Source organism: Enterococcus sp. LJL90, assembly GCF_056924355.1.
The window spans coordinates 406,928-415,690 of the sequence record NZ_JBXPBQ010000003.1; the positions used below are offsets into that span (position 1 = coordinate 406,928).

Sequence of the window (8,763 nt, forward strand, 5' to 3'; positions counted from 1 at the left end):
GTTCCTCAAGACCCGAAAGTGTTCGACCTAATTGTTCAACAACATTTTCAACAGGACCCTTGGGAACGGGGAATACATACTAATACTGGGGAATTAAAAGCGGTGTCTGATTATTCTGGTGTTCCTCTTTCACATCTATTGGACCTGCCTTATTCGCAATTTAAACTCTATCAACGGGATTCTTGGGTTGCTAATATGCGCTCAACAGAAGAAGGTAGAAAGTTTTTAGAAACCTGCTGGCGTTTATGTCAAGGAGATGCCGATGAACAAGCAGTAAAACAATATCAAGCATATGGGGGTGGTATATAATGGCAGGTGCAATTGAATTAGCGACACTGAAAGCACCCGTAGTGGCAGATCAACGGTTGTTTAAACAGGGCATGGAAGAAGTAAAAAAAACCGGTAAAAGTGTTGCAAATGAAGTTGAAAAGCAATTTGACACAGCTTCCAAAAAGCTTTCTCAGTCGTTTGATACAGCTGCGAGGAAAATACAAAAAAGTCTAAAATCAACGGATGCCGATACCGCTAAATTGACCCAATCTGCTTTGAATATTTACAAAGATGGTTATGGAAAATCGTTAAATGATGTTACAACCGCTCTTACAAAAACTAAAAAAGTTATGAAAGAGTTGGAAGGCGAGGAACTAGAGACTGCCACAAAACGAGCGATAACCTTGCGAGACGAAATGGGAGTTCGTCTGAGTAAATCACTGAAGATGGCCCAGCAAGAAATGGAACAGTATGGTTCCACGGCTGATCAAGCTTTTGACCGGGTGCAAAAGAAGCTAGAGCAGACGGAAGCCGCTTGGGGAAAGGTTGGAGCTGTCGGAGAAAAGATGACGACCATCGGAGCTGCTCTGACTGCTGGAGTGACAGTTCCTATACTTGGGATTGGAACTGCTGCAGTGAAAACAGCTATGGATGTGGAAAGCTCAAATGCAAAAATTGTAAGTGCTCTTGGGCTAACTGAGCAACAAGGGAAAGCCACTGAACAAGCTCTTAAAGACATTTATTCCAACGGTTTTGGTGAAAGCATGGAAGATGTTGCGGCTGCTATTGTGGAGGTTAAACAACAATTAGGTGACATTCCAGATGACCAACTCGTCAAGGTAACAGAGAACGCCCTCGTGTTGCGTGATACTCTTGGACAAGATATGGGGGAATCTTTACGAGGGATTAATTCGTTAATGACGAACTTTGGTTTGTCTGCGGATGACGCCATGGACCTGTATGTTAAGGGAGTTCAAACGGGGCTAGATAAAACCAACGAGCTTGGTGATAATCTAGCTGAGTATGGGCAACTTTGGGTACAAGCTGGATTCAGCGCAAAAGATATGTTTGCGGTCCTTCAAAATGGATTGGAGTCTGGAGCGTATAACTTAGATAAGGTCAACGATTTTGTCAAAGAGTTCACGATTTCCTTGTCAGACGGCCGAATTAAAGACAATCTTTCCAGTTTCTCGGAAGAAACAAGAAATATTTTCAGCGAGTTCGAGGCTGGGCGCGCTACTTCGCAAGATGTCTTCAAATCTGTTATTCAAGATTTGGAAAATACCGAAAACCAACAAGAAAAATTGACGCTTGCCTCTACGGTATGGTCTGCTTTGGGTGAAGATAATGCGATGAAAATTATTGAATCTCTGAATGATGTCAATACGACGTATGACGACGTTGCGGGTTCAATGGAAAAAGTTAAAAAACAACAAAATGAAACCTTTGGCAACAGAGCCAAGGCCTTATTTCGTGATGCGCAAACAGCATTGTTGCCGTTGGGGGAAGCCTTATTAGATATAGCGGAACGGTATATGCCCAAAGTGGAGAAAGCAGTAAGTGCGTTCTCAGATACATTGTCGAAAATGGACGAGGAAGATATTGAGCGTATTCTAAAAATTGGTGGGTTTGTAGCAATTGCTGGTCCTACTGTGCTTGCGATTGGTCAAGTGACAAAAGGAATTTCTACACTTGGTAGTGCCTTAAAAATAGGGTCGGGTTTATTAACAGGCGGAGTGAGTGCCTTCTCAACGTTTGGTGGTGCTGCTTCTGCAGCTGCTGGCACTGGCGGTGTTGGCGCGATGACAACTGCTTTAGGTGCGGGAGGTCTAGCAGGAGCCTTGCCGCTAATTGTCGGTGTAGGTGGCCTACTTGCGGTAGGTTATGGCGCTTGGAAGTTATTCAGTGAAGAGGCTTGGAACTCAGCGCAACGTGTCCAAGAGTGGGGGACTGAAGTCTCAGAAGAAACAAGTAAAACATTGGAAGACGTTCGAACCTTTTCTCATGACAGTATCGGCTTTCTTGATAATTTTGATAACAGCGTGCAAACAAGTGCCCAAAATGTAGAGGATAGTTTTGGCGCTATGCAACAAACAATTTCTGACACTGTGGAAGAAATTAGTGCAAAAAATCAAGAAATTCTTGAACAACTACCCGAACATCAAAAAGAACAAGCTCAAAAAAACATTGAAGCAATGGAACAACTAAACCAACAGGTGGAGCAAGCTACCCAGTCTATGTCAGATAGGGTAATCGAAATCTATGCGAAGCATAATGGGGACGTTTCAAAATTTACAAACGAAGAAAAAGAAATTGTTCTCTCAGCTCGTGAAGGCATGATTCAAGCGGAAATAAATTTACTGAACTTGTCTGGCGATAAGAAGAAAGCTGTTATGCTGGCCATGAGTGATGATATCGAACAAATGAACCTGAAACAAGCGGGTGAATATGCTGGATATCTAACGGAAGCCATTCAGTCTTCAACAAAAGAATATGAGGCAGCAGTAGAAACTCAAAACAAAGCACTAAGCGACGGTGTCATTACTCGTCAAGCTTATAATGACGAAATGGCTCGTTTAGAAGCTAATCAAGCAATTTCTACTGAAGCCTATGCGGATAAACTGTATCAATACTACCAAAAAATGGGAACAGATATTGGAACCGTTCGATTAGCATTTGAAGATTTGGGTCTAAGTTATGACGAAGTAGCAGCTAGAACCAGTCAAGCTTCAGATAAAGTAGCGGAAAGTAATTCTATTTTAGCGGACAGTGCCAATGACATGTCGCAAGAAATGGTGTTAGCTAACGAGCAATGGAATGCGTTAGTTTTTGATACAAAAACTGGTAAAGTAAAGACCAATGCAAAAGAAGAAATAGCAGCTGCCGCTTCTACTGAAGAGGGCTGGAATCAGCTTCAGTATATTTTGAAACATGCCAATATTGATTCAAACGCTCATGTGACTATTGCGGCCGCTTTGGGTGAGTCCGGCAAGTGGAATGACATGTCTGTCGAAGAAAAAATGCTGACGGTCAACAATGACCAAGCCATGTTGAGTCTCATTGATACAGCAAACGAAACTGGCAGATGGAACGAGTTAGAAATTTTATTAAAAGAAATCCCGATTGAAAACGTTGATGCGATTAATAAAATTATGCAGTCGGATGAACTTTTGACAGCGTGGAACAAATTAACGCCAATTCAAAAGGACATATTAGCAAATAATAAGGATTTGGAGACAAAACTACAGTCTTCAACGGTTGCATGGAACGCATGGGAAAATATTCCAGATTCCCTAAAAAACCTTCTTGTAAGGGCCGATACATCAGGAGTTGAGATTGCTCGTCAGGCTCTTGCTTCTGTAAACGACAAAACGGTCAGGCTAACGATTCAAGCTGATGGAAATGGCGTTCAATACGCTCAAGCTAAAGGTGGTAGATTCATAGCAAACTATGCAGAGGGAACGAAAGGAACTCCAACTGACCAGCTTGCAGTAGTGAACGATCAATTAGGCTCTCTTTATGAAGAATTAATCACACCTCCAGGTGGTGTGCCGTTCGTTTTACCAAAACAACGAAATGTTATTCTTCCTTTGCCAAAAGGGACTAGGGTAGATAATGCCAAAGATACTAGGACTATATTAAGTAAACTTCCTAGATATGAATCCGGTATTGGTAATCAGCTGCCTTACGATGGATATAACGCTAGTTTCAAACAACCACAGCCAACTATTACTGTGAATTCATCTTCAGGTGATTTAGAGCAGATGATTCGATTGCTGTCAGATTTGGTCACGAAAGAAAAATTGATTGTACTGGAAGGTGATAATCGTGAACTAGCAAGAGGAACATGGTCGTATACTGAAGAATTTGCAGCAAATAATAAAAAAATGCGAGAGAAAATATGGGGGTGAGCCTAAATGTCTGTGACGATGACGTGTAATGGAAAGTCTTCAGAAAACTTATTTGTGATTCAATCAGTGGAAAGGTTTGGATTTGATTTTGAGAAATCCATGCTCCCATCTTCTACTGGCGGGGGTGTCGTAGCATCAAGCAGGAGAACAGAAAAAACAATCACTGTAACGTTCACAATATGCGATGATAACATTCCTGTGCGGTCTATAAAAGAAACTATCTATCAATTCTTAAAAGAATCTCGCAATGTTTTACTCTTCAGTGATGAAGAAACACGATACTATATTGCCGAGAGTGTCCAACTCACCATTAATGAACTAACAGAGTTTTTAGGAACCGGAACAATTGTTTTCACAATAGCAGATGCCATTTCCCATGATCTAACGTTAACCCCAACTACCGCTAAACCAGATGAAAATGGCATCTTATCCATGGACATCAACTATGACGGCGTAGTGGACACACCATTACAATTGAAATTCCATAACAATGCGGAAACAGGGTATCTGAGTGCAATAGGCATTCATGAAGACCAAGCGACCTTCCTCACCCAATTAGGTTATATGGATGAAGCGGATGGTGAAGTCCGAGAGAAAATGGCAACCATATTCGAGAAAGACGGCGGAAAATCTTTCGCTAATTGGAAAGACGCTTCCGTCTTTTATGAAAATCAATCTAAAAAAGTAGTGACGACAATGTCATCTATTTCGGATTATGGCGGCTGGTTAGGGAAACTACCGAGTAGTTTTACCAATAATGGCGGCGGCTATTACGGCGCTTGTAAAGAGCTTGTATTGCCCACTGCAGCACAGTCTTGTTACTTGTGGGCTAGAGCGTGGTTTGAAACCGGAGTAATGGGACAAACAGGGGAATGGTGCTTAGCGTATGTTGATGAAAACAATCACTTTATTGCGGGTATGGCGATTGAGAAAAATGATGGCGTGGGAAATAGCGCCATGGTAAATTTCCTCATTGGAGATGGTGCTGGGGGAAGTCGTGTTTACAAAATAAACGAGTTTACACCATCTTATTGGTCTCCTCCTAATCCTTATGGAACACAAGCACGAACGAACAATACGAATATGTTTGATCTAAAGAAGGAGAACGACAAGATCACCTATTTTTTCAATGGTGGTTACTATTCGACTACCATTCCAGCATTACAAACAAAGAAGGTAAAGAAGGTTCAGTTCTTTACTGGACAATACGGCTCACAACCAGCTTCTAAATTAGTGACTCATATGGGGATTCGTGATGTCTTAGTCGTAGATTTAAAATCGCAGTATTGGCAAGATTTACCTAATCGTTTTAAAGCAGGTACGGATGTTGAAATTCGTCAGGATTCGGGAATGAACATGATTTACCGAGATGGCATTAAAACGCTAGAAGACTTTGTGACTGGTAGCACCTTTCCTATTTTGAAACCCGGAAACAATCATATAGAGTTTGGATGGAGTGGGTTTACGACTACGCCACCCACCATTACAGGAATCTATGAAAAGAGGTGGTACTAATTGAACATACGAAAACCATTGTTGGCTGTTTTAGACAATCAAGACAACTTACTGTGCGTAACGGAAGACTATTTCGATAGCAACCTTCATCGATTCTTAGTTGGTACTGCAGCGTTCTTTTCTTGTTCTGTTCTCCAAACAGCAGAAATAGCCCCTTTTTTCAAAGTGGGAAACAAATTGTCTTTTGTCTATAACACTGTTCAGTATCATTTCGACATCACAAACATGGTGAAGAATGAGCAGAAAATTGAGATTAAGGCAGATAGCTTAACGCTTGAACTTCGAAATGAAGACAGCGGTAGCTATAAGGCGAGTGCGCCGATGTCATTAGAAGAATACCTCAAAGTATTTCTTTTTTCTGGTGACAATCCAATTGAAATGGGTATCAACGAAGTAGCGGATAAGAAAATCACGGCTGAGTGGGACGGTGAAGAAACGAGCATTCTCGCTCGTTTATTTAGTTTAGCCAACAAGTTTAGTGCAGAATTTGAATTTGTCACAGTGCTAAATAAGCACTGGGGGCTTGAAAAAATCGTGCTGAACGCCTATTTACAGCATGATGACCAGCATCAAGGCATCGGTGAAAATCGCACAGATGTGCTACTCGAATACGTCAACAATGTTGAAACGGTCGAAATCGAAGATAATAGTGATAATCTGAAAACAGCTATTCAGCCAACTGGTACAGACGGATTGACGATTGCTAATGTCGTGATTGATGAACGTGATAAGAATGGTAATATCCTATTTCAAAGTGAAAAAGGAAGTCCGTATATTCTAGCTGTACAAGTAAGAAATCAATTCATGGCCAAGGTCGGTGGTGAAGGTTATATTCTTAAAAAATGGTCTTATGACACCACAAGCGATACCGTTCTAGCCGGTCAAGCATTAACAGAATTGAAAAAGTTGTCTCAAATTGAAACAACTGTCACGATTAAAGCCTATGAGAATTTGAATATTGGGGACACTGTTCTTGTTCAAAATACCGGATATGTGCCAACATTGAATCTTTCAGCTCGTATCAGTGAACAAGATATTTATTTTGATGAACCTAGCCGGAACACGAGTACCTTTACCAACGTAGAAATTCTACAATCGGAAGTGGATACCTCCTTATTAGCCCGGATGCAAGAACTGCTTGAAGCGAACAAAACCTATACATGTGCCATTATTTCGGACAACGGGGTAGTCTTCAAAAATAACGAAGGGGCAACGACGTTAGAAGCCAGTGTGCGTGATGTCGGAGCTGACAAAACAGACCAGTTTGTCATTAATTGGTTCAAAGACGGCGCAGTAGTCGCTACAGGCAAAGAAGTAACGATTCTTGCAACGAGTGTCGCCGATAAGGCTGTTTATCGTTTTGACGCAGTCAATACCGATGGAAAAGTTGCGGGTAGTGCAGAAGTGACTGTCAGCAACGTTTCCGACGGGAAGGATGGAGAAAAAGGGGACAAGGGAGACCGAGGCGACCAAGGTATTCAAGGTTTACAGGGCCCTCAAGGAACGCAAGGAGTCCGTGGTCTCACGGGTGCTGATGGGAAAACTCAATACACCCACATTGCATACGCAGACAATAGTTCAGGTGGTGGATTCTCTCAATCGCCAACAGGTAAAACGTTTATCGGGATGTATGTGGATTTCACAGCGGAAGACTCAACAGACCCTAGTAAGTATCTTTGGTCAAAATATGTAGGGGACCCGGGTGAAAAAGGGATTCCGGGTGCGGCTGGAACTGATGGCAAAACGCCTTATTTCCATACAGCATGGGCAAACTCAGCAGATGGCAAGACAGATTTTAGTACCTCAGTTTCTTTAAATAAACTGTATATGGGAACGTATACGGATTATACATCGGCAGATTCGACCGACCCTACGAAATACAATTGGACAAAGATTAAAGGTGACAATGCATACACGCACAATGCTTGGTCATGGTCTACTGATGGAACAGATAGATTTACAACGGTTTATCCTAAAGAGAATTTATTATTAAATACGGATACCTTTGGAACTCCTTGGGCTAAGTATACGGGAACTTTAACCTCTAATGGTGACGGTACAAAATATTCACTTAAAAATACTTATAGTAGCGGGACTTATTTAGAGCTTGCGAACTATCCGATACTTAATAGTGAATCGACATTTTTTGCAGGAAAATGGTATGCAGTTTTATTCCGAGCTAAGGGATTGGGCGTTAGAACACATGTGTATCCAAATGTTCCTGATTTGTTAATTACTAATGATGGTCGTCAGACTTCGGCAACTGATGGAATGATGAACTGGACATTGACATCGGGTTGGAAAGATTATTGGTATAAATTCAAAGCTAAATCAGGAATAACTGGTGGTAAAAATATTCTGTTCAGATTAGCACCAGGTGTTACACAAGCTGAAATTTCAAGTGTGGCTCTGATAGAGTTAGATAGTCAAAATGATGATCCAGGAATTTATACAAGCAATCCAGACTCAAACTTCACGGATGCCTATCCACTTTACCAAGGTACTTACTCGGACAACAACCCAGAAGCCTCTACCTCCCCTTCAAAATACACTTGGTCACGGATTTTGGGTCAGGCTGGCCAAGATGGCGCTGATGGTTCCAACGGTAAGGACGGCACAAATGGAAAAGATGGTGTAGGGATTGTTCCCGGGTCCACAGTCGTTGATTACCAAGTCTCAAGTTCCGGCACAACGCCGCCAACTGGTACGTGGACGACTGCCATTCCTCAAATGAAAGCAGGGCAATATCTATGGACTAGAACAACGTTCACGTTTACCGACGGTACTAAGAAAAGTAATTACACTGTGGGCATGGCTGGTAAAGATGGGACTAGTGGGATTATCGTGTCTCAAACAGCGCCACAGTCACCGGAAGTCAATCAACTATGGCAAGACACTTCAGCGTCGCCTGTTATGATAAAACGTTGGACAGGTAGTGCTTGGGTTGAGTGGGGAATGTCCATTGATAATCTAATTGTCGAGAATGTGGCCATTGAAAACGGTGTGTTCAAAACCTTGTCTGGAGTGGAGATTAATGCATCTAGATTTGTTAACACCTTTACAAAGG

Annotated in this window: 4 protein-coding genes; all 4 read left to right on the forward strand. The window is 41.9% G+C overall.

Features of this window, described 5'->3' with window-relative positions; genetic code table 11:
- Positions 1–18: 18 nt before the first annotated feature.
- Positions 19–309, forward strand: a complete 291-nt coding sequence (locus AC1Z3S_RS10120) for a hypothetical protein (protein ID WP_461740277.1) — start codon at positions 19–21, stop codon at positions 307–309.
- Positions 309–4,181 carry a phage tail tape measure protein gene (locus tag AC1Z3S_RS10125; RefSeq protein WP_461740278.1) on the forward strand — a complete coding sequence of 1,291 codons (3,873 nt, stop codon included), beginning with the start codon at positions 309–311 and terminating at the stop codon, positions 4,179–4,181. The genes AC1Z3S_RS10120 and AC1Z3S_RS10125 overlap by 1 nt, the downstream gene beginning before the upstream one ends.
- Positions 4,182–4,187: 6 nt before the next feature.
- Positions 4,188–5,696 carry a distal tail protein Dit gene (locus AC1Z3S_RS10130; RefSeq protein ID WP_461740279.1) on the forward strand — a complete coding sequence of 503 codons (1,509 nt, stop codon included), beginning with the start codon at positions 4,188–4,190 and terminating at the stop codon, positions 5,694–5,696.
- Positions 5,697–8,763: phage tail protein (locus AC1Z3S_RS10135; protein WP_461740280.1), on the forward strand; the 3,067-nt coding region annotated here is incomplete at its 3' end.